Source organism: Streptomyces sp. NPDC041968 (assembly GCF_055589025.1).
On record NZ_JBVJCB010000001.1, the window covers coordinates 901,667 to 923,307 of the forward strand.

At 74.0% G+C, this 21,641-nt stretch carries 16 protein-coding genes; 8 read left to right on the forward strand and 8 right to left on the reverse strand.

Annotation, left to right across the window (positions count from 1 at the left end; translation table 11 throughout):
- Positions 1-52: 52 nt before the first annotated feature.
- The 6 genes from ACZ6EG_RS04065 to ACZ6EG_RS04090 all read left to right on the forward strand — a co-directional run bounded on the left by ACZ6EG_RS04065 (position 53) and on the right by ACZ6EG_RS04090 (position 9,831).
- The gene (locus ACZ6EG_RS04065) at positions 53-1,117 is read left to right on the forward strand and encodes a glutamate ABC transporter substrate-binding protein (RefSeq protein ID WP_391968031.1); all 1,065 of its coding nucleotides are present in this window, start codon (positions 53-55) and stop codon (positions 1,115-1,117) included.
- A gap of 58 nt (positions 1,118-1,175) precedes the next feature.
- Positions 1,176-2,504, forward strand: coding sequence for a hypothetical protein (locus ACZ6EG_RS04070; RefSeq protein ID WP_391968032.1), 1,329 nt, complete (start codon positions 1,176-1,178; stop codon positions 2,502-2,504).
- Positions 2,505-2,526: 22 nt separating this feature from the next.
- Positions 2,527-5,268, forward strand: a complete 2,742-nt coding sequence (locus tag ACZ6EG_RS04075; protein WP_469601325.1) for a serine/threonine-protein kinase — start codon at positions 2,527-2,529, stop codon at positions 5,266-5,268.
- A gap of 3 nt (positions 5,269-5,271) precedes the next feature.
- Entirely contained in the window at positions 5,272-6,639 is a 1,368-nt protein-coding gene (locus ACZ6EG_RS04080; RefSeq protein ID WP_469601328.1) for a PP2C family serine/threonine-protein phosphatase, read from the forward strand.
- 156 nt (positions 6,640-6,795) lie between these two features.
- The gene (locus ACZ6EG_RS04085) at positions 6,796-8,166 is read left to right on the forward strand and encodes a vWA domain-containing protein (protein ID WP_469601673.1); all 1,371 of its coding nucleotides are present in this window, start codon (positions 6,796-6,798) and stop codon (positions 8,164-8,166) included.
- Between the two features lie 84 nt (positions 8,167-8,250).
- A complete protein-coding gene (locus tag ACZ6EG_RS04090; RefSeq protein WP_391968035.1) occupies positions 8,251-9,831 on the forward strand; it encodes an FHA domain-containing protein in 1,581 nt (526 codons plus the stop codon).
- Between the two features lie 25 nt (positions 9,832-9,856).
- Here the strand turns inward: ACZ6EG_RS04090 and ACZ6EG_RS04095 are convergent, their stop codons facing one another.
- Positions 9,857-10,831 (reverse strand): methyltransferase domain-containing protein, encoded by a 975-nt coding sequence (locus ACZ6EG_RS04095; RefSeq protein WP_391968036.1) that lies wholly within the window; start codon positions 10,829-10,831, stop codon positions 9,857-9,859.
- A gap of 78 nt (positions 10,832-10,909) precedes the next feature.
- Here ACZ6EG_RS04095 and ACZ6EG_RS04100 point away from each other — a divergent pair, with 78 nt between their 5' ends.
- Positions 10,910-11,323, forward strand: a complete 414-nt coding sequence (locus tag ACZ6EG_RS04100) for a globin (RefSeq protein ID WP_356603490.1) — start codon at positions 10,910-10,912, stop codon at positions 11,321-11,323.
- 156 nt (positions 11,324-11,479) lie between these two features.
- Here the strand turns inward: ACZ6EG_RS04100 and ACZ6EG_RS04105 are convergent, their stop codons facing one another.
- Genes ACZ6EG_RS04105 through ettA form a run of 3 tightly spaced genes read right to left on the reverse strand, consistent with a single transcriptional unit; the run spans position 11,480 to position 14,242 of the window.
- Positions 11,480-12,166, reverse strand: coding sequence for a DUF8010 domain-containing protein (locus ACZ6EG_RS04105; RefSeq protein ID WP_469601333.1), 687 nt, complete (start codon positions 12,164-12,166; stop codon positions 11,480-11,482).
- Complete coding sequence (locus tag ACZ6EG_RS04110; protein WP_356603494.1) at positions 12,163-12,573, reverse strand: acyl-CoA thioesterase; 411 nt, start codon at positions 12,571-12,573, stop codon at positions 12,163-12,165. The genes ACZ6EG_RS04105 and ACZ6EG_RS04110 overlap by 4 nt, the downstream gene beginning before the upstream one ends.
- A 4-nt stretch (positions 12,574-12,577) precedes the next feature.
- Positions 12,578-14,242 carry an energy-dependent translational throttle protein EttA gene (ettA, locus tag ACZ6EG_RS04115; protein ID WP_391968038.1) on the reverse strand — a complete coding sequence of 555 codons (1,665 nt, stop codon included), beginning with the start codon at positions 14,240-14,242 and terminating at the stop codon, positions 12,578-12,580.
- A gap of 358 nt (positions 14,243-14,600) precedes the next feature.
- Between ettA and ACZ6EG_RS04120 the strand changes: the two genes are divergently transcribed.
- Positions 14,601-14,861, forward strand: a complete 261-nt coding sequence (locus ACZ6EG_RS04120; protein WP_469601341.1) for a hypothetical protein — start codon at positions 14,601-14,603, stop codon at positions 14,859-14,861.
- An 80-nt stretch (positions 14,862-14,941) separates the two neighbouring features.
- Here ACZ6EG_RS04120 and ACZ6EG_RS04125 read toward each other — a convergent pair whose 3' ends face one another.
- The 4 genes from ACZ6EG_RS04125 to ACZ6EG_RS04140 form a co-directional block, all read right to left on the reverse strand.
- On the reverse strand, positions 14,942-16,345 hold the full coding sequence (locus ACZ6EG_RS04125; protein WP_469601344.1) for a Cys-Gln thioester bond-forming surface protein: 1,404 nt from the start codon (positions 16,343-16,345) through the stop codon (positions 14,942-14,944).
- Between the two features lie 261 nt (positions 16,346-16,606).
- Positions 16,607-17,074, reverse strand: coding sequence for a single-stranded DNA-binding protein (locus tag ACZ6EG_RS04130; RefSeq protein ID WP_391968040.1), 468 nt, complete (start codon positions 17,072-17,074; stop codon positions 16,607-16,609).
- Between the two features lie 348 nt (positions 17,075-17,422).
- Positions 17,423-19,765, reverse strand: coding sequence for a YfjP family GTPase (locus tag ACZ6EG_RS04135; protein WP_469601347.1), 2,343 nt, complete (start codon positions 19,763-19,765; stop codon positions 17,423-17,425).
- Positions 19,766-19,768: 3 nt separating this feature from the next.
- The gene (locus tag ACZ6EG_RS04140; RefSeq protein WP_356603504.1) at positions 19,769-21,376 is read right to left on the reverse strand and encodes a dynamin family protein; all 1,608 of its coding nucleotides are present in this window, start codon (positions 21,374-21,376) and stop codon (positions 19,769-19,771) included.
- Positions 21,377-21,641 lie beyond the last annotated feature (265 nt).

A 21,641-nucleotide genomic window follows, 5' to 3' on the forward strand; every position in this document is an offset into this window, starting at 1 on the left:
GCTCGGGCCCGCGGGCCAGGGGGCGAGGATGCCCGTGAAAGGGGGCGTGAGGATGCGCGCACAACGGCTCCGGACGGGACTGAAGGGCTGGGGCGGGGTGGGGGCGATGGCCTTCGCCTGCACCCTCGCGGTGCTGTCCGCCCTCCTCCTGCCGGTGCTCCGCTCGCACGACACGGTCGGGCACACCGGCACGGGCGGGGAGACCGGTGCGAGCGCCCACGGCGGCACCCGGGGCGGTCAGGCGCGCGCCGCGCAGGAGTGCGCGGACCCCGAGAAGCAGACCCTGGCACCCTCCGACGCCGACGGCCCCACCATCGACGCGATCCAGAACCGGCGAGGTGAGAAGCGCAAGCTGATCGTCGGCGTCGACCAGAACAGCTACCGCTGGGGCTACCGCGACCCGAACAGCGGCGGTGACGCCGAGCTGGAGGGCTTCGACATCGATCTGGCGCACCGCATAGCGCAGGACGTCCTCGGCGACCCGGACGCCGTGCAGTTCAAGGCGATCCCCACCAACCAGCGCGAGCCCGCCATCGAGAACGGCCGGGTCGACATGGTGGTCCGCACCATGACCATCAACTGCGCGCGCCTGGAGAAGGTCGCCTTCTCGGCACCGTACTTCCGCACCGGACAGCAGCTGCTGGCCCCCAAGTCCTCGGCGATCACCGGCTACGACGGCTCGCTCGCCGGCAAGAGGATCTGCACGGCGGCCGGTTCCACCGCGCTCAGCACGCTGGAGCAGGACCGGAAGGACGGCAGGCTGGCCGCCGACACCGACCTGGGCACCACCGTCCCCAACCAACTCGACTGCCTGGTCAGGCTCCAGCTCGGCGAGGTCGACGCGGTGGTCACCGACGGCGCGCTCGCCGCCAGCCAGGCCGCGCAGGACCCGACGGTCCAGCTCAAGGGCGACGCCTTCACCACGGAGTACTACGGCGTGGCGATGAAGAAGGACGCCGACGATCTGGTACGCCGGGTCAACCACGTCCTCCGGGAGTGGCGCGCGGACAGGGCCGGGGGCTGGCAGGACTCGTACGAGGCGTGGCTGAAGCCGACGATGGGGGACGACCCGGCGAAGTCGGAACCACCGGCCCCGGAGTATCTGCGCACGAGCTGACCGCCCGGCGCAGCGCAGGGAAGAGCACGCACAAGTCCGCGACAGCGAGGGGTGATCGATGGGCGACACGGATCCCACCGGGCCGGTGATGGACCGGGACGAGGTGGACCGTGCGCTGGCGCGGCTCGGCGCGGAGCACGAGGCGATCGAGACCTCGCTCCTCGCCCTCCAGGACCACGCGGGCCGCAGACTCCTCGAAGGCGCCTCCCTGACCGGAGTGACCGCCGAGCGCTGGACCGCCGCCGAGGCGTCGATCACGCTCCTGTGGAACTGCTTCGACGCGTACACGGGTGCGCTGCGCACCGCCCGGGAGATCCGCTCCCGGCGCCGCTGGTCGAGCCGCGAGGACCTGGCCGAGCTGACCGAGCTACTGCGCGGCGAGGCCGTCACGATGGCCGGGGGCGCCGCCGCGGGCGCGCCAGCGGCGCACGGCGGTCCGGGCCGGCTGAGCGAGCGGTACTCGCTGGCGGCCCTCGTGGACCGGATGAACCAGCTGTACGCCGGCTCCCTGGACATGGTGGTCGCCGCCGACGCGGTGTGGTCGGCGCTGCCCGCGCGGATCGACCTCCTCGCCGCGGAACTCCGGCGCACCCGCGAACTCGCGCACTCCGTGGGCGTCCGCCCCGGCGAGCACCCGGCCGGCGACGACCTGGAGCGGATCACCCGCACCCTGACGCGGCTGCGCGAGCAGGTGGTCTCCGACCCGCTGGCCTACTGGACCCCGGCCGAGGGCAGTTCGGCGCCCGGGGGCGGCCGCCCGGACACCACGGTCTACGACCGTCAGGCGCGTGCCCTGGAGGACGTGCGCCGCGAGATCGACGCCGTGCTGGCCGTGCGCCAGGACGCGGAGCAGCGGATCGTGCGGTTGCGGGACCTGCTCTCCCGGGCGGACCGCACGCTCGCCGAGGCCCGCACCGCGCGCGGCGAGGTACTGGCGAAGATCGCCGCGACGGAGGTGCCGGTCGTCAGCGGGCCGCCGACGGCGCTGCAGGAGCAGCTCGCGGCGGCCGCCGAGTACCGTCGGCACGCCCAGTGGCACCGCCTGTCCCCGCTCCTGGAGTCCCTGGAGGAGAAGGCGGAGGACGAGCTGCTGCGCGCCCGGGAGTCGCTGACGGCGGTCACCGCTCCGCTCGCGGTCCGCGCGGAGCTGCGCGGCCGGCTCGACGCGTACAAGGCGAAGGTGGCCCGGCTCGGTTTCGCCGAGGACCCCGAGCTGGCGGAGAAGTACGAGAAGGCCCGCCGCATGCTGTGGAGCGCGCCCTGCGACCTGCGCGTCGCCGGGCAGGCCGTGCTGCGCTACCAGCACGCGGCGGCCGAACTGCTCGGCTCCGCCCCGCGCGTGCCCGGTCAGGGCGGGCCGGTGGACCGGACGGGGCCCGGCGCATGAGCGGCGACGGGGAGGGGACGGCATGAGCGAGGCACAGCGGACGTGTCAGCGTCCCGGCTGCGGCGGGGCCTACGAGGACGTGGGCGGCGGCGAGCTGTACTGCGACACGTGCGGTCTGGCGCCCGTCGTCGCCCCCGACGGCATGGTGGGCTCCCCGCCGACGGGCGTCACCGGGGGCGGCGGACGCGGCTCGCGCGGTTCGGCGGGCAGCGGCAGCGCGCGTTCGAGCGGCCGCAGCGCCCGTACGTCCTCGCAGTCGTCGCGGTCCCGGCGTTCGGTCTCGGGGCGGCTCTCGCGCTCCGTGTCGGGCCGGTCCACGGGCCGCTCGGTGTCGGTGCGCAGTTCGGGTTCGGGTGCCGGTTCCGCCACGCGCGGGCGCCTCGGCGCCGGCCTGGTCGAGGTTCCGCTGATCCCGCGGCCCGACCCGCGCGCGATGGTCCTGGACAAGGCCGAGGTGCCCGAGCGCAAGCGGTTCTGCTCGCGCTCGGACTGCGGGGCGCCGGTCGGACGGGCGCGCGGGGAGCGGCCGGGGCGCACGGAGGGCTTCTGCACCAAGTGCGGCCACCCGTACTCGTTCGTGCCCAAGCTGAAGGCCGGGGACGTGGTGCACGGCCAGTACGAGGTGGTGGGCTGCCTCGCGCACGGCGGGCTCGGCTGGGTCTACCTCGCCGTCGACCGGGCGGTCTCCGACCGGTGGGTGGTCCTCAAGGGCCTGCTGGACACCGGCGACCAGGACGCGATGGCGGCGGCCATCTCCGAACGGCGGTTCCTCGCGGAGATCGAGCACGCCAACATCGTGCGGATCTACAACTTCGTCGAGCACCTCGACCAGCGGACGGGTTCGCTGGACGGCTACATCGTCATGGAGTACGTCGGCGGCAAGTCGCTGAAGGAGATCGCCAACGGCCGGCGCACCCCGGAGGGGCGGCGCGATCCGCTGCCGGTGGAGCAGGCCTGCGCGTACGGCATCGAGGCGCTGGAGGCGCTCGGCCACCTGCACAGCCGCAACCTGCTCTACTGCGACTTCAAGGTCGACAACGCCATCCAGACCGAGGACCAGCTCAAGCTGATCGACATGGGCGCGGTCCGCCGGATGGACGACGAGGAGTCGGCCATCTACGGCACGGTCGGCTACCAGTCGCCCGAGGTCGCCGACGCCGGCCCCTCGGTGGCGTCCGACCTGTACACCGTCGGCCGTACCCTCGCCGTGCTGACGTTCGACTTCCAGGGCTACACCACGGTCTACGCCGACTCGCTGCCGGACCCGGACACCATCGACGTCTTCCGGCGGTACGAGTCGTTCTACCGGCTGCTGGTGCGGGCCACCGACCCCGACCCGGCCCGCCGGTTCGCCTCCGCCGAGGAGATGGCCGAGCAGCTGACGGGCGTGCTGCGCGAGGTGATCTCGCTCCAGACGGGCCGGGCCCGGCCCGCCGTTTCCACGCTGTTCGGGCCGGAAGTCAGGGTGACGGACACGGAGTTGTTCCCGCGGCTGGACGGGGAGGTGTCACGGCTGGGGGCGCGGACCGTCGGCAGGGGGCCGCGCCGCGCCGGTACGGCGGTGCCGCCCCCGGCCGGCGGCCCCGCGCTGCCGGCCGGGACGAGCGCCGCGGTCGGCGCGCCCGGGGGCACGGGTCCGGGCGTCGGGCAGGCCGGCGGGGCGGGCATGGCGGTCGGGCACGCCGGCGGGACGGGCACCGGTGTCGGACACACGGGCGGTTCGGGCGCGGGCGGATCGGGCACGGGCGCCGGACACGGCGGCGGGTCGGGCGCGGTCTTCGGACACGGCGGCGGTGATCCCGGCGTCGAGGTGTCCGGCCTGGTCAAACCTGCCGACGCGCCGACCGCCGCCCTCGCGCTGCCGGTGCCCCGGGTCGACGTCGGCGACCCCAACGCGGGGTTCCTGGCGGGCCTCATGGCGTCGGCGCCGGGCGAGCTGCTGACCGCGCTGGCCGCCGCGCCGGCGCCGTCGGCCGAGACCCGGCTGCGGCAGATCCGGGCCCGGCTGGAGACCGGCGACGCGCCCGGCGCGGTGGCCGACCTGGAGTCGCTGGAGGGCGAACGGCCCGACGACTGGCGGGTGGTCTGGTACCGGGGCCTGGCCGGGCTGGTGACCGGCGACCACGAGGGCGCCGCACTGGCCTTCGACGCGATCTACGACGCCTTCCCGGGCGAGATCGCGCCCAAGCTGGCGCTCGGCCTGTGCGCGGAGGTCCTGGGGCAGCTCGACAACGCCGCCGAGTACTACCGCCTGGTGTGGGCCTCCGACCCGAGCCATGTGAGCGCCGCGTTCGGGCTCGCCCGGGTCCAGCTCGCCGGCGGCGACCGGGCCCGTGCCGTACGGACGCTGGAGTCGGTGCCGGAGTCGTCCGTGCACTGCACCGCGGCGCGGGTGGCGGCGGTGCGGGCGCGACTGCGGCGGCGCGTCGCCAACGCGGGCGACGTGGCGTTCCTGGACGACCTGGTCGCGGCCGCGCGGCAGGTGGAGGCGCTGGACGTGTACGGTCTGGATCCGGCACGGCGCGAGCAGTTGTCGGCCGAGGTCCTCGGTTGCGCGCTGGACTGGGTACTCTCCGGAGGTCAGGGTTCCGTCCCTCCCGCCGCCGGAGGACGGACGCTGCTCGGCAGCGGCCTGGACGAACGCGGTCTGCGTTTCGGCCTGGAGCGTTCGTACCGCACGCTGGCTCGGCTGGCGCGGGGCGGCGAGGAGAGGATCGACCTGGTGGAACGTGCCAATCGTTACCGCCCCCGGACGTGGGTGTAGTTGATGTCGCAGATGCCCCAGCAGGCCGCTGTGTCGAAGTGCCCGAGCTGCGAGGAGCCCCTCGAGTCGGGTGACCGTTTCTGCGGTGCGTGCGGATACGACCTGTCCGCCGTGCCCGCGCGGCCCGACGAGAGCCCGACGATCGCCCTGAACGGCTCGGTGCCCGCGCCGTCGTGGGCGCCGGACGGCGTGGACTGGCCGACGGCCCGGGACTCGGACGGCTCCGGCCGGCCCGCCCCGGTGCACGCTGCGGCCGAGGTGCCGGGCACCGACTCGGGCGGCTCCCCGCTGCCGCCCCCGCCACCGGTGCCTCCGGCCGCTCCCGCGACGCGGTTCGATCTCCCCGACCGGCACGACCGGCCGCGGGAGCCCGACGAGTACCCGTTGCAGGCGCCCGACCCGGTCCCGTCCGGGCCGGTCCCTGCCGGGTCCGCCGCGGCGGGACAGCCCGTGGCCGTGAAGGTCTGCGTGGCCTGCCGCGCGGGCCGGGTCGACGACGACGGCTACTGCGAGAACTGCGGCCACGCCCAGCCCCGCGAACGCGACCACATGGAGCAGGAGTCGGGCCCCGTCGCCGCGGTGAGCGACCGCGGTCTGCGCCACCACCGCAACGAGGACGCGTTCTCCGTCGGCTGCACCGCGCTGCCCGACGGCGCCCCCGCGTCGGTGGCGATCGTCTGCGACGGCGTGTCCTCCGCGACCCGCCCCGACGACGCCTCGCTCGCCGCCTCCCGGGCGGCCGGCGCGTCGCTGCTCGCCGCCCTGCCGCGCGGCACGCACCCGCAGCAGGCCATGCACGACGCGATCGTCGCCGCCTCGCACGCCGTCAACGCGCTGGCCGACGAGCCCGCCACGGCCCGCGAGCAGGCCCCGCACCAGAACGCCCCCGCCTGCACCCTGGTCGGCGCCGTGGTGACCGCGGGTCTCCTGGTCGTCGGCTGGGTCGGCGACAGCCGCGTCTACTGGGTGCCGGTCGACCGGAGCACCCCGCCCGCCCGGCTCACCGAGGACGACTCGTGGGCCGCGCAGATGGTCGCCGCCGGCCTGATGAGCGAGGCCGAGGCCTACGCCGACGAGCGGGCCCACGCGATCACCGGCTGGCTCGGCGCCGACGCCTACGAACTGGAGCCGCACACCGCGTCCTTCAAGCCGGACCGCCCCGGTGTCGTCGTGGTCTGCACGGACGGCCTGTGGAACTACGCGGAGTCCGCCGAGGAGATGGCCGAGGCCGTCCCCCTCGACGCCGCCGCGCGACCGCTGCACGGCGCCCGCGTCCTGGTGGGCCACGCCCTGGACGGCGGGGGCCACGACAACGTAACAGTGGCGCTCGTGCCGTTCCCCGCCCCGCCGCAGGGGGCAGGATCGGCCTGAGGCCTTGCGCGGCGCCGTGGCGCCGTCGTGGCCGGGCGCGGCCCCGGTAGGGCCCGGGGAAGGCGCGCGGGGTGGCCTCGCGGACCGCAGGGGGCGGTCCGTGCCGGCAGCCAGACACCCACCACCGTGGGGACGTAGAGGGGGATGCGAACCGGCATGGCCAATTTCTCGAAGTCGAACGTGCCGCAGTTCTCGGTGGACGTCTACCAGAACGAGTACCTGCCCGACGGCGGCCGTGAGGTCAACGCCATCGTGACGGTCACCGCGACCGGCGGCGGCACGATCGGGAGCGCGGTCGCCGCGCCCCACCTCTACTCGCCGGGCCAGGGCCCGTCCGCGGCCGTCGCCGTCATGGTCGACTGCTCGGGCTCGATGGACTACCCGCCCACCAAGATGCGCAACGCCCGCGACGCCACGTCCGCGGCGATCGACACCCTCCGCGACGGAGTGCACTTCGCGGTGGTCGGTGGCACGCACGTCGCCAAGGAGGTCTACCCGGGCGGCGGGCGCCTGGCGGTCGCCGGCGCCACCACCCGGGAGCAGGCCAAGCGTGCCCTGCGCGGCCTGAGCGCGGGCGGCGGCACCGCCATCGGCACGTGGCTGCGGCTGGCCGACCGGCTGCTGTCCACCGCGGACGTCGCCATCCGGCACGGCATCCTGCTCACCGACGGCCGCAACGAGCACGAGTCGCCGGAGGATCTCAGGGCCGCCCTGGACGCGTGCGCCGGGCGCTTCACCTGTGACGCCCGGGGCGTGGGCACCGACTGGGAAGTGAAAGAAGTCACAGGGATCGCCTCCGCCCTGCTCGGCACCGCCGACATCGTCGCCGACCCCGCCGGTCTCGCCGCCGACTTCACGCGGGTGATGGAGACGGCCATGGGCAAGGAGGTCGCGGACGTCGCCCTGCGCCTGTGGACCCCGGTCGGCACCACCGTGAGGTTCGTCAAGCAGGTCGCCCCCACGGTCGAGGATCTCACCGGCCGCCGCACCGAGGCGGGGCCGCGCGCCGGGGACTACCCCACCGGTTCCTGGGGCGACGAGTCCCGCGACTACCACGTCTGCGTGGAGGTTCCGGCGGCCGGACTCGGCCAGGAGATGCTGGCCGCCCGGGTCTCCCTGGTCGTCCCGGAGCCCGCGGGCGAGGCGCCGGGCGCGGGGGGCGGCGCCCGCAACCTCGGCGCGCAGGGTCTCGTACGGGCCGTGTGGACCGACGACATGGCCGCCTCCACGTCCATCAACCCGCAGGTGGCCCACTACACCGGGCAGGCAGAACTGGCACAGGTCATCCAACAGGGGATGGACCTACGCAAAGCGGGAGACATCGACGGAGCAACGGCCAAACTGGGCCGGGCGGTTCAGCTCGCCGGGGCCTCCGGAAACGCGGATACTGCGAAACTGCTTGCGAAGGTGGTGGACGTGGTCGACGCGGCGGCAGGTACTGTGCGACTGAAAGCGAAGGTCGAGGAGGCCGACGAGATGACTCTCGAGACCCGGTCCACGAAGACCGTCCGCGTGAAGAAGCACTGAAGAGACCGAACAACGCAGCACCGCAGTCCCGCAGCACCGCAGGACAACACAGCGACAAGCTCCGCAAGAGGGGGAAGCTCCGACATGCCGACCTGCCCGAACGGACACCAGTCGGGTTCCGACGACTGGTGCGAGGTCTGCGGTCACCGCATGGCCGGTGCCGTGCCGCCCCCTCCCCCGCCTCCGCCCCCGGGTGGCGGCTACGGTTTCCCGCCGCCCGCCGGTCCGGCCGGCCAGGGCGGCGGCCCCGGGGGTCCCGGGGCCGAGCCGCAGCTGTGCCCGCAGTGCCGCACGCCGCGTGAGGGCGGAGCGCCGTTCTGCGAGGAGTGCCGGTGGAACTTCCTCACCAACACCGCCACCTCGTACACCCCGGCCGCCCCGCGCCCGCCGGCGCCGGGCCCCGGCCCGCGCTTCCCGCAGCCGCCGTCGGGTCCGTCGTACGGCGGTGACGCGTACGACTACCAGGGCTCCCGCCCGTCCCAGATGAACCGCCCCGCCGAGCCGATCCCGCCGGGCCCGCCCTTCGGCGGCGCTCCGTCGGGTCCCGGTGGCCCGGGCGGTCCCGGTACGCCGGGCGGGCCCGGTGCTCCGGGCGGTCCCGGTGCTCCGGGCGGTCCCGGCGGCCCCGCAGGTCCTGGTGGCCCCGGTGGTCCCGGTGGCCCCTTCAACCCCAATGGTCCCGGTAGTCCTGGTGGACCCGGTGGACCGGCCGGCCCGGGTGCTCCCGGCGGTCCCGGTGGTCCTGGCGGTCCCGGCGGGTCTCGCGGCCCGGGTGGCTTCGGTGGCCCGGGCGGCCCCGCAGGCCCCGGTGGCCCCGGTGGCCCCGGCTTCCCGAACGGGCCCGGTGGACCTGGTGGGCACGGCGGTCCGAACGGGCCCTCGGGGCCGCCGGCACCGCCCCCCTTCGGTGGCGACCCCTCGCGCCCGGCCCCGCCTCCCGGCCCCGGTGGGCGGGACGGCGCCCCGCAGGCGTACCAGCAGTCCGGCCCGCCGGCCCCGCCCGCGTTCCCGCAGGAGACCAACCGGCCGCAGCAGGGCGGCCCGTCCTTCGGCGGCGGTGACGACGACTGGGTGCTCTCCCCGCCGTCCTCGGGTCCCGGTGGCCCTGGCGGCCCCGGTGGCCCGAACGGCCCGGGTCCGGCCCAGGGCGGCGGCTACGGCTTCCCGCAGCCCGGCGCCACCCAGGCTCCGCCGCCCCCGCCGGGCGGAGGTTACGGGTTCCCCCACCAGTCTCAGCAGCCCCAGCGCCCCCAGGGCCCCGCGACCTGGACGGCGACCATCGGCCCGGACCGCGACTACTTCATGGCGATGATGCAGCGGTCCGGCCCCGAGGCCGCGGGCCTCAACCTGCCCGCGTACTCGCCGGAACAGCAGCGCACCCTCGCCGGCAACCAGATCACCATCGGCCGGCGCCGGCACTCCACCGGCGACACCCCGGACATCGATCTCGCGGTGCCGCCCGAGGACCCGGGCGTCTCGCACCAGCACGCGGTGCTGGTGCAGCAGCCGGACGGCAACTGGGCGGTCGTCGACCAGAACTCGACGAACGGCACGACGGTCAACGGCGGCGAGGAGCCGATCCAGCCCTTCGTGCCGGTGCCGCTCCAGGACGGCGACCGGGTGCACGTCGGCGCCTGGACGACGATCACGATCCGCCGGGGCTAGCGCGCGCCCGGCGCCGCCGGGTCCGTCAGACGAAGGGCCAGGCGTACGGGCCCTGCGGGTCGTCCAGCCAGGCCCAGGCCCGTTCGCCGCGGACGGTGATGCCGTAGCGCTCCCGGCGCGGGGCGTCCTCGCGGTCCCAAAGGGCGTACGCCTCCTGCGGGTCGAGGCTGCCCCGGCTCAGCTCCAGCAGGAAGCGGAACAGATCGTTCTCCCGGGCCCGGCGCGGCACCCCGCCGAGGCCTGGCGCCTCGGGCTCGCCCCGCTCCGCGCCGCGCAGCGGAACGAAGTACGCGGGCGTGCGCAGGAAGCGCCCTTCGGCGTGCCTGGCGTCGCGGACCGTGAGGACGACCAGGCCCGTGGCGAGCGGGGCCAGGATGCGCCCGCCGGGACGGCACTGGACGAGCCAGGCGCGCGGCACCGAGGGCAGCGTGCAGGTGGCGAGGATCCGGTCGTAGGGCGCGCGCTCGGGCACCCCGCGGGCGCCGTCGCCCGTGACGACGGCCGGGTGGTGGCCCACCGCGGCCAGGTGCCGGCGCGCGGACTCGGTGATCTCGGGTTCGAGGTCGACGGTGGTGACCAGGTCGTCGTCGCCGAGCCGGTGGGCGAGCAGGGCGGCGTTGTAGCCGGTGCCGGCGCCGATCTCCAGCACCCGGTCGCCGTCGCGCACGCCGAGTTCCACCAGCATCAGGGCCATCAGCGAGGGCTGGCTGCTGGAGGAGAGCAGTTCGCCGTCGCGCAGCCGGGTCGCCAGCGGTGCGTCGGCGTACGCCCCGAGCACCCAGCGCTCGCGGGCGCCCGGGTCGGGGTCCTCGCCCCACCGGCGTTCGTGACCGCCCCGGACGCCGACGTAGTAGTACGGCACGAAGAGGTGGCGCGGGACCGTCGCGAAGGCCTCCCGCCACACCGGGTCGGCCGTCCAGGCGCCGCTCAGCTCGATCTCCCGCACCAGCTCCGCCCGCGCGGAGGCGGCGAGGCCGTCCAGGTCCGGGTGCCCGCCCATGCCTCCACAGTAAGGCGGGCGGGGAGCGGGCGAGGAGTGGTCCTAAGCCCGGAGTCCTATGTCCACCCGTCTGAGACCATGGACGACGTGAATGAGATTCGGCGCGGCACGCTTCAGGAGCAGACCTTCTACGAGCAGGTCGGCGGGGAGGAGACCTTCCGCCGGCTCGTCCACCGTTTCTACCAGGGGGTGGCGGAGGACCCGATCCTGCGGCCCATGTACCCGGAGGAGGACCTGGGCCCGGCCGAGGAGCGTTTCGCGCTCTTCCTGATGCAGTACTGGGGCGGCCCGACGACGTACAGCGACAACCGCGGCCATCCGCGGCTGCGGATGCGTCACGCCCCCTTCGCCGTCGACCGGGCGGCGCACGACGCCTGGCTGAAGCACATGCGGGTCGCCGTGGACGAGCTGGGGCTCTCCGAGGAGCACGAGCAGACGCTGTGGAAGTACCTGACGTACGCGGCGGCCTCGATGGTCAACACCGCTGACTGACCCCTCGCCCCGGCGCCGGCGCCGACGCCGACGTCGGAGGCTGCTCGTCCGGCGTCGGCGGTGACGGACAGACCACGTCGCCGGACGCACGCACCGGCCCCACCAGGGCCCGGTCGCGCCCACATCCGGGACCACGGTCGGCCGGGGCGCCGGAAGTCAGCGCACGCTGATGCCCAGGGCCCCGGTCCCGGCCCGGCGCAGGGCGACGGAGCCGTAAGGCGTGCGCAGCCGCAGCCACGTGCCCGAGGAGAAGAGCTTCGGCGCGTCCTCGCCGGAGGGGGCGCCGGGAGGGCCGAAGAAGCCCAGGGACTGGGCCGCGTGCACGGCCCGCACCGGCAGCCCGGTGTCCCCGACCGTCCGGGACCATATCTCCCGCCCGATCCGGTCCAGCTCGACCCGGGTACGGCCCTCGGACGCCAGCTCGCCCGTACGGGAGCGGAACTCCGCCACCGCCGCGACGACCAGCGCGCGCAGGGCGTCCGGGGCGGGCAGGCCCGGCTCGGGGCGCCAGCCGCCGCGCGGGGGCAGCAGCCCGGCCCACGGCGGTCCGGTCACCGCACCGGGCACACCCGCGGTGGCCGCCTTCTCGTCCACCGCTTCCAGCAGCTCACCGGCGGAGACGGTCACGTCCAGCGTGACGTCGAGTCCGTCCTCGTACGGTTTGGCCAGCCGCACCGCGCGGACGGCCAGCACCTCGAAGGAGGGCGGCCGGCCGAAGACGGCGAGGGCGGTGCCGGCCGCCTGGAGGCGTACCGCAGCCGCACGGTCGTAGCGGAGCAGGCGGGAGAGGAAGGCCGCGAGATCCGCGGCCTCCCCCTCGTCGGCCAGGTGGAGCACCGTCATGCGGCGACGGCCTCCTCCTTGTCGTCCGTGTACTCGCTGAGGAACTCCCGTTCCTCAGCGGTGATCCGGCGTGGCATCTGCGTCTCGAAGTCGAACGGCACGATCACCGTCGAGGCGCGGACGTAGACCACGTCGTCGTCCTTGACCTCGTAGGTCAGGGTGAAGGACGCGGCCCTGATCTCCGTGACCCACAGCTCGATGTCGACCGGGCGGTGCCGGTGCACGAGCTGCCGTTTGTAGTCGATCTCGTGGCGCGCCACCACCGACCCCTGCTTGAACTCCTTGTCCGGGCGGAACAGGAAGTCGATACGGGCCTCCTCCAGGTAGCGGAGGAAGACCACGTTGTTGACGTGGCCGTACGCGTCCATGTCCGCCCAGCGCAGCGGGCAGCGGTAGATGTGGCGCAAGAGATCAGCCCCGGGTCAGCTTCTTGTAGGTGGCGCGGTGCGGACGCGCGGCGTCGGCACCGAGCCGCTCGATCTTGTTCTTCTCGTACGACTCGAAGTTGCCCTCGAACCAGAACCACTTGGACTCGCCCTCGTAGGCGAGGATGTGGGTGGCGACGCGGTCCAGGAACCACCGGTCGTGGGACACGACCACGGCGCACCCGGGGAACTCCAGCAGCGCGTTCTCCAGGCTGGAGAGGGTCTCGACGTCGAGGTCGTTGGTCGGCTCGTCGAGGAGGAGCAGGTTGCCGCCCTGCTTGAGGGTGAGCGCGAGGTTCAGGCGGTTGCGCTCACCGCCGGAGAGGACCCCGGCCGGCTTCTGCTGGTCCGGCCCCTTGAACCCGAAGGCGGACACGTAGGCGCGGCTCGGCATCTCGACCTGGCCGACGTTGATGTAGTCCAGCTCGTCGGAGACGACGGCCCACAGCGTCTTCTTCGGGTCGATGTTCTCGCGGCTCTGGTCGACGTAGGAGATCTTGACGGTGTCGCCGACCTTGATGGAACCGGAGTCCGGCTCCTCGAAGCCCTGGATCATCTTGAAGAGGGTGGTCTTGCCGGCGCCGTTGGGGCCGATGACGCCCACGATGCCGTTGCGCGGCAGCGTGAAGGAGAGGTCGTCGATCAGGACCTTGTCGCCGAAGGCCTTGGTGAGGTTGTTGATCTCGACGACGACGCTGCCCAGCCGCGGGCCCGGCGGGATCTGGATCTCCTCGAAGTCCAGCTTCCGCATCTTGTCGGCCTCGGCGGCCATCTCCTCGTAGCGGGCGAGGCGCGCCTTGGACTTGGCCTGCCGGCCCTTGGCGTTGGAGCGGACCCACTCCAGCTCGTCCTTGAGGCGCTTCTGCCGCTTGGCGTCCTTCGCGCCCTCGACCTTGAGGCGGGTGGCCTTGGTCTCCAGGTACTTGGAGTAGTTGCCCTCGTAGCCGTGCAGCCGGCCGCGGTCGACCTCGCAGATCCACCCGGCGACGTTGTCCAGGAAGTACCGGTCGTGGGTCACGGCCACGACGGTGCCCTCGTACTTGGCCAGGTGCTGCTCCAGCCAGTTCACCGACTCGGCGTCGAGGTGGTTGGTGGGCTCGTCGAGCAGCAGCAGGTCGGGCGCCTCGAGCAGCAGCTTGCAGAGCGCGACCCGGCGCTTCTCACCACCGGAGAGGTTCACCACGGGCCAGTCGCCGGGCGGGCAGCCCAGCGCGTCCATGGCCTGCTCCAGCTGGGCGTCGAGGTCCCAGGCGTTGGCGTGGTCCAGCTCCTCCTGGAGCTTGCCCATCTCCTCCAGCAGCGCGTCCGAGTAGTCGGTCGCCATCTGCTCGGCGATCTCGTTGAACCGGTCGAGCTTGCCCTTGATCTCGGCGACACCCTCCTGGACGTTCTCCAGGACGGTCTTCTCCTCGTTGAGCGGGGGCTCCTGCAGCAGGATGCCGACCGTGTAGCCCGGCGACAGGAACGCGTCACCGTTCGACGGCTGCTCCAGCCCCGCCATGATCTTCAGCACCGTGGACTTGCCGGCACCGTTCGGCCCGACGACACCGATCTTCGCGCCGGGCAGGAAGTTCAGGGTGACGTCGTCGAGGATCACCTTGTCGCCGTGCGCTTTGCGCGCCTTGCGCATGGTGTAAATGAACTCAGCCAAGAGAAACCGTCCGGCAGCTTGAATCAGGCAGTGGGCAGATACACCCCATCTTGCCGCACCGCCACCCCTGGGAGGAAACGCGTTCCGGGCGGGGGCGCTGACCTGGGGATTCCCGGGGGCGGGCGGGCCGTCGTCTTTCGTGGGCGGTCGGCGTCGAGGCGGAGGGCGTTCCCCGCCGGTCGCTCCGGGGCGGCGCTCCTGGGGAGCGACGCGGTTGAGTACCCGTACTCATGCTCGGCGAGCGGCACGACGGCATGCTGGCCCGCGGGCACCGAGGGGAGCGATATCCGAAGGCGGGGCGGCCATGGGCAGGGGGCGGACGGATCAGCCGTCGACCGGCCGGCAGGTGGGGGCGGGGGTGGCGCTGGTCGTCATCGACCTCGTTGTCATCGGCTGGACTGTGTACAGCTATGGGATGGCCGGGTGGGCCGACGGTTATGCGAGTGACGGGGCCGGGCCGTCGAGTGCGTCCCGGGTGGCGTCCCAGGCGGCGTTGCTCCTGGGAGGCGGGGCAGTCGTGACGGGCGGTGGTCTTCTCGCGCTGGGGTGGCGTGTTCCCGGCGTCGTGCAGTTGGTCGTTCTGGGGGGAGCGGCGCTGCTGTTCTCCGTCGGCGGGTGATGCGAGCCGCGGCCGGGCGGCCCCAAGGGACGGTGGCGTTCAGGGCTCCGCGCGCCCGCCGGAGCCCTGGCGGCTTCGTACTACCGGGAGGCGTTCTTTCGGTTGATCACGGTCAGGGTCGTGCCGCCGGCGATGAGCAGGACCAGGGCCAGGCCGCCGATCAGGGGGGTCAGTTCCGAGCTGCCGGTCTCGGCGAGGTTGGGGTTCGGGGTGGGGGTGGTCACCGTCGTGGGGGCCGGCTGGCCGAGGGTGTGGGTGGCGTCCGCCAGTGCCGCGCTCTGGGTGCGGCAGTCGAGGACGCCGGTGAAACGCTGCTCCAAGCCGGCCGGGCCGCGGATGGTGAAGTCGTACGCCCTGTCCTCCGGAAGCGGGACGGCCACCGTCCGGGACTCGCCGGGCGCAATGGTGTGCTCGCTGTCCAGCAGCTCGAAGGTGAAGGGCTCGTCGCCCTCGTTGACCGCGGTGATGTCCAGGGTGCCCTCGGCGCAGTTCTTCCTGGCGGAGAGGGCGGGTATCGCGCCCTGGTCGGCCCAGGTGGCGCTCGCCGTCGCGGCGACCGTCGACTCGCTGGAGCCGGCCAGGATCTGGGTCTGGCTGCGGCTCTCCGAGGCGAAGGCGCGGCCGACCGGCACGGTCGTGGAGGCCTGGACCGTCAGTTCGGCGGTGCCGGCCGCCGCGTCCTTCGGCACGTCGAAGAAGATCTGGGTGCCGTCGGTGGCGGACGTGACGGGCTCGCCCTTCTTGTCGACGATCCGCACCCCGCCCGCCGTGGCGTCCACCGGGGGCGTGACCGTCGCGCCGCCCGCGTTGGTGCGCACCGTCACCGGGCCGATCCGCTCCCCGGGCCGGCCGGAGACCGCGGGCGGGTCCAGGGTGAGCGACGCCTTGGGCTCCGTGAGAAGGCGGGCCTTCTTCTCCAGGTAGTCGGCGAGCCGCTCGGCCTGGGGGTCGACGGCCTCGACGTCCGCCCGGTCCGAGTGGCGCCAGATGGCCACCTGCGTACCGGCCGCCGCGTCCTGCTCGGTGAGCCCGCCGCGGACGCCGGCCTTCTTCGCCAGCGCGGCCAGGTCGTTGACCTGGGGGTAGGAGTTCTGCAGGATCCAGCGGATGCGGCCGGCGTCCTTGTTGGTGCCCAGCGACGTGCCGATCCAGGGCGTCTCGTGGTACTTGGCGTCCTTCTGCGTCGGGTTCTGGAGGTCGACGCAGTACGTCTGCAGCATGCCGCCGCCCTCGACGGACATCTCGAAGAGGCCGGCCGACACCTCCTGGTCGCCGGTGTCCCCGTGGATGACCGCGGCGCCGTACGTCTTGAGGCCGCCTATGGTGGCCGTCGCCCCGCCCTGCCCCTGGCCCGCATCCTGGGCGGCGGCCGGGGCGGCGCCGGTCATCACTCCGGCGGCGGCGAGCGCGGACACCAGCGCCGCGGCGGCGAGACGCGCCGCCCCTCGTCCGGGCAGAGACAGCGCGGTGAGCGAAGAAAACACCAAATTCCCCTTCGAGCAGGACCCGTTGGCGTGGGGGGCACGGTCCCACCAGCAGAATCAGCAGCCCCGGAGGGCTCGTTCGGCATCCTAAGGACCTAACGCACCGCGCCTGCCGGGGATGTTCGCCCGCACGATGATCCGACTCGGAATCGTTATCCCCGGCAGGGCTGTGAGCAGGGCTTATCGACAAATCCACCCGGCTTTGCCTGGGCGTGTTCGTCAATAAGCCGTACTTCGGTCACTTCCGGCGGAAGGCCGCCATCAGGCCACCGCGACAGGCTCCGGCCGCTGTTCGGGGGGCGGTGCGGCCGACTCGGCGGCCGGTGTCTCCCAGTTGGGCTCCGGCTGCGGCGGGGAGCCCGGCGTCTCCGCCCGGCCGGTGCGCCGGAACGCCGCCGTGCCGCGCGCGAGGTCGTGGCCGATCGCCACCGCGTCGATGTCCGCCGAGGTCCAGTTCTGCCCCTCACGCACGTCCGTGCGCACCTTCAGCCGGCCCTGGACGACGACGGGGTCCCCCACCGTCAGCGACGCCGAGGCGTTGGTGGCGAGTTGCCGGTTGGCCCACACCGTGAAGAAGTTGGTGTGGCCGTCCGTCCACGCGCTCTTCTCGCGGTCCCAGTACCGCGCGGTGACCGCCAGCCGGAACCGCGCGGAAGCGCCGTTCGCCAGGTCCCGGAAGACCGGTTGCGTCGCCACGTTGCCCACGGCGCAGATCATCGTCTCGTTCATCGCGCGTCCTCCCTTGCGCACGGGCACCTCCCGTGCGGCTGCGTCCGGCGCGGCGGCGTCACGTCCCCGTACACCGCCGCACCCGGGCCGACCGCGTCCGTCGCGATGGCCACGGGGCCAGACTGCATCCGCTCGGGCCGGCCCCGCCGAGGCCTGTGGACCGCCTCCGGACCTGTGGAGAACTCCGTCACTCTCCCGGGTGAGCCACCCCCTCCTCACCCGCTGAGCCGTCCCCGCCTCACCCGGTTGAGCCACCATCGCCTCACCCGCATGAGTCACCACCGCACTCTCCCGGGAGAACCACGCCCGGCCGCCCCTCCCGACGGGCCCCACCCCCGAGGCGACCCCTTACCTGGCCACAGCCCCCACCCCGGTGACCCGCCCGTACTGCTCACGCACTTCCCGGTACCGGAGCAGTTCCGCCGCCAGCGGATCCAGTACCCGGGCCCGGCCGCACCCCGCGGCGGCCTCCCGCAGCAGGCGTTCCGCCTCGTGGCCGTAGCGCCGTGCGGGTCCGCGGGCCGCGATGCGGCAGCTCCACTCGATGAGGGGGCCGCCGATGATGCCGGCCAGCATCAGGAGCACCGGCACGCCGAGGTTCGGCGACACGAAGCCGATGATCTGGGCCAGCAGCCACAACCCGCCCACGACCTGGAGCAACGTCATGGAGGCCTGGGCCAGCACGGCCACCGGCCACCAGCCCGGCCGCGGTGGACGCCCCGGCGGCGTCCCGGTGCGCACCGCCAGTTCGTCGAGGGCCTCGGGCAGGCCCTGGGCGCCGCGGACGGCGGCCTCGCGCACCGCCTGCGCCCACGGCGCCGGCAGCCCGGCCGACGCCCGGTCGGACACCGTGCGCACCGCCTGCTCGACCCGCTGACGGGCCGTTGCCTCCTCGTCCGCCTGAGTACGCGAAGGGAACCGGCCCGTGGTGGGCTCGCGCCGGTCGTCGTACCAGCGCCACAGCCGCAGCCAGGGCGTGCCGCACGCGCGGTTGGCGTTGCGCAGCCAGGCGCGCTCGGCCGCCTCCCCCGCTGCCGTGGCGCCCACGGCGTCCGCGAGTCGGTCGGCGAACTCCTCCCGGGCCTCCTCGCTGAGGCCGGTCCGCCGGCCGGTGACGTACACGGGGCGCAGGCGCCAGGCGGCGGCGTCCACGTCGGCGGAGATGCGGCGCGCCGGGGCCTGCCGGTCGGCGACGAACTGTCCGAGCACCTCGCGCAGTTCGCCGATGCCGTCCCCGGTGAGCGCGGACAGGGCGAGCACGGTGGCCCCGGGCTCGCCGTGCTCGCCGAGCGCGATGCCGTCCTCGTCGAGCAGCCGCCGCAGGTCGTCGAGGACCTGTTCGGCGGCCTCCCCGGGCAGCCGGTCGACCTGGTTGAGGACGACGAACGTGACCTCGGCGTGGCCCGCCATCGGGCGCAGATAGCGCTCGTGGAGCATGGCGTCGGCGTACTTCTCCGGGTCGACGACCCAGATCACCGCGTCGACGAGCTTCAGGATGCGGTCCACCTGCTCGCGGTGCTGCACGGCCGCCGAGTCGTGGTCCGGCAGGTCGATCAGGACCAGCCCGCGCAGCGGCGATTCGGCGTCCGGGTGCTGCAGCGGGCGGCGGCGGAGCCGGCCGGGGATGCCGAGGCGGTCCAGGAGGCTGGCCGCACCGTCGCTCCAACTGCACGCGATCGGCGCCGCAGTGGTCGGCCTGCGCACTCCCGTCTCGGAGATGGGCACCCCGGCGAGCGTGTTGAACAACTGCGACTTGCCGCTGCCGGTCGCGCCCGCGATGGCGACGACGGTGTGCTGACCGGAGAGCCTGCGCCGCGCGGCGGCCTCGTCCAGGACCCGGCCGGCCTCCGCCAGCGTCCCGCTGTCCAGCCGGGTACGGGAGAGACCCACCAGCTCGCGCAGGGCGTCGAGCCGCGACCTGAGCTGCCCGTCGTAGGCCAGTGGCATCAGGGCGGCGGCGGAACCGGAAGGCCTGCTCGGCATGACGGTGTACTGCTCCGGCGTGCTGTTCTCGTCCACCCGCCGCGCGATCAGACCGTCACCCCAGGCACCGTCGCCGCCCCCGGCACCGGACGAGCCGCCGGTCGCACGCTCCACAGCTCCCGCACGCTCGCTGTCCGCCGCCCCCGCCCCGCGGTCACGGGCCTCCGCACGGCCGCGTTCCTCCCTGCGGGGCTGATCAGCCGCTCGTCGCCGGTCGGCCACGTCTCCTCCGCGTTCCGGGCGTTCCCCGCCCCTGCCCTTCCGGGCGTCCCCGCCCCGCCCGGGCTTCTCCTCCAGGTCACGCGCCTGGTCCTGCTCCCGCTCCCGGTCCGTACGGCGGGACTCCCCGGCGTCCTTCACGCGCGCGAGGAGGCCGCGTGCGCGGTCGCCCCCGCGCTCGAGCGGGCGGGGACTTCGCCCGGCGTCCCCGGAGGTGTCCGCCCGCGGGCCGTCCTCGGCGGACCGTTCCGGGGCCCTGCCATGACCGGCCGGGGCGGCGTCCGCCCGGTCCTCGCGGGCCGTTCGGCCTGCCTGGCCGGACCGGCCTGCCTCCTCCGCGCGGCCCGGCCGACCCGCCCGGCGGCCCGGGCGGTCCGTCTCGCCCGTTCGCTCCGTCTCGCCCGGCCGGCCCGCCTCCTCCGGCCGGCCTGCCTCCTGCGGCGTGTCATGGGTGTGCTCGGTGGGGTCCTGGTCAGTGACGGCGGTCACCGGTCACCTCTCCTTCTGCAGTACGGACAGCGCGGCGATGAGTTCGGCCTGGGGCTCGGGATGGACCTCCAGCCCGTCGAGCGGCGCCAGCCGGCGTTCGCGCTCGACGTGCACGACCCGGTCCACGCAGTCGTCGAGCAGGCGTCCGCCCCGGTCCCGCAGCCGCAGCGCGCCGTGGGCGCCGATGCGTTCGGCAAGCCCCTCCCCCGCACTACGCGCCCGGCGCCCGCCGAGCAGCACCGTGGCGACCAGAGCGGTGACCGCACCGGGGTCCGGCGCCAGATTCCGGTCCAGTCGGCGCACCTCCTCCTCGGCGTACTCCTCCAGCTCCCGACGCCACCGCCGCACCGCCATCCCGATACGGTGCTCGGCGCCCTCCGGCGCGGGGTCGCGGCCCGTGAGTTCCGGGGCGGTGGCCGCGGGCTCGCCCCGCCATGCCTCGTCGACGCGTTCGTCGGCGGCGGTGACGGCGCACAGCAGCAGGGCGCTCAGGCTCTCCACCAGCGAGTCGAGAAGCTCCTCCGGGGAGCAGTCCAGGGGGAAGGCACGCCACCGCTTGAGCGCGTCCCCGGCGAGTACGGCGCCCGCCTGCAACCGCCCCCGTACGCGCGCGTGCTCGCCGTCGTAGGCACCGTCGACGGCCGCGGTGAGGCGCAGCGCGGCGGAGTACTGCGCGGCGGCCGCGCCGGCCAGTTCGGGCATCCGGGACTTGAGCGAGTCCAGGATGCCGTGCGCGGTACGGGCCATGGCGTGGTGCCGGGCGTCGAGGTCCTGCGCCCGGTGGACGAGCCAGGCCCGCAGCGGGGCGACCGCGCTGGCCGGCAGCAGCCCCCCGCCCCAGGCCGACTCGGGCAGCTCGGGGACGGTGAAGCGGGGGACCTCGCCGAGCCCGGCCTTGGCCAGCAGTGCCCCGTACTGCCGTGACACCTCGGACACCACCTGGTGGGGCACCCGGTCGAGCACGGTGACCAGGGTGGCGTCGTACTCCTTGGCGGTGCGCAGCAGGTGCCAGGGCACGGCGTCGGCGTAACGGGCGGCCGTGGTGACCATCACCCAGATGTCGGCCGCGCAGATCAGCTCGGCCGCGAGGACCCGGTTGTCGGCGACGAGGGAGTCGATGTCCGGCGCGTCGAGGAGGGCGATGCCGGGCGGCAAACTGTCGGCGGTCTCCACCCGCAGTACGCGCGCGGGGCTCTCCCCCGGCAGCAGCAGGTCGTCGTCCTGCTCCCGATGGGGCACCCACACGCGCGTGAGGTCCGGCAGCACCCGCATGCCGCTGAACCAGTGGTGGTCCTCCGGATGGCACACGAGCACCGGCGTGCGGGTGGTCGGCCGCAGCACGCCCGCCTCGCTGACCCGCCGGCCCACCAGGGAGTTCACCAGGGTGGACTTCCCGGCGCCGGTGGAGCCGCCCACGACGGCCAGCAGGGGCGCTTCGGGGTCCTTCAACCGGGGCACCAGGTAGTCGTCGAGCTGGGCGAGGAGTTCGTCGCGGTTGGCACGCGCGCGTGGAGCCCCCGCCAGGGGCAGCGGGAAGCGTGCGGCCGCGACACGGTCGCGCAGGGCGGAGAGTGCGTCGAGCAGCTGAGGCCGTACGTCCAAGGTCACCACATGTGAAGAATGCCCAATTTTAGGGGAATTCTGAAGCATATGCGCATGATGAGCATGTCCGCGCGCCGATCGGACACTCCGGACGGAAGGGATTACCGGGGCGCAAGGACAGTCCAGGCATAACGAGTGCACAACACCCGATGCGTGAGACGCCAAAAGCGATGCACGATTCGCACCTGCCTGCGATTATCAGGACCGCTTCACCGAACCTCCACATCGAGCCACGGAGGCGAAGCAGCAGGGACACGGAGCCGGGAGCCCTATC

Bases quoted from the DNA above. Each gene is read 5' to 3' on its own strand.
- ACZ6EG_RS04065 (WP_391968031.1), top strand. From the start codon at position 53: ATGCGCGCACAACGGCTCCGGACGGGACTGAAGGGCTGGGGCGGGGTG.
- ACZ6EG_RS04075 (WP_469601325.1), top strand. From the start codon at position 2,527: ATGAGCGAGGCACAGCGGACGTGTCAGCGTCCCGGCTGCGGCGGGGCC.
- ACZ6EG_RS04080 (WP_469601328.1), top strand. From the start codon at position 5,272: ATGTCGCAGATGCCCCAGCAGGCCGCTGTGTCGAAGTGCCCGAGCTGC.
- ACZ6EG_RS04130 (WP_391968040.1), bottom strand. From the start codon at position 17,074: ATGAACGAGACGATGATCTGCGCCGTGGGCAACGTGGCGACGCAACCG.
- ACZ6EG_RS04090 (WP_391968035.1), top strand. From the start codon at position 8,251: ATGCCGACCTGCCCGAACGGACACCAGTCGGGTTCCGACGACTGGTGC.
- ACZ6EG_RS04070 (WP_391968032.1), top strand. From the start codon at position 1,176: ATGGGCGACACGGATCCCACCGGGCCGGTGATGGACCGGGACGAGGTG.
- ACZ6EG_RS04100 (WP_356603490.1), top strand. From the start codon at position 10,910: ATGGACGACGTGAATGAGATTCGGCGCGGCACGCTTCAGGAGCAGACC.
- ACZ6EG_RS04095 (WP_391968036.1), bottom strand. From the start codon at position 10,831: ATGGGCGGGCACCCGGACCTGGACGGCCTCGCCGCCTCCGCGCGGGCG.
- ACZ6EG_RS04105 (WP_469601333.1), bottom strand. From the start codon at position 12,166: ATGACGGTGCTCCACCTGGCCGACGAGGGGGAGGCCGCGGATCTCGCG.
- ACZ6EG_RS04085 (WP_469601673.1), top strand. From the start codon at position 6,796: ATGGCCAATTTCTCGAAGTCGAACGTGCCGCAGTTCTCGGTGGACGTC.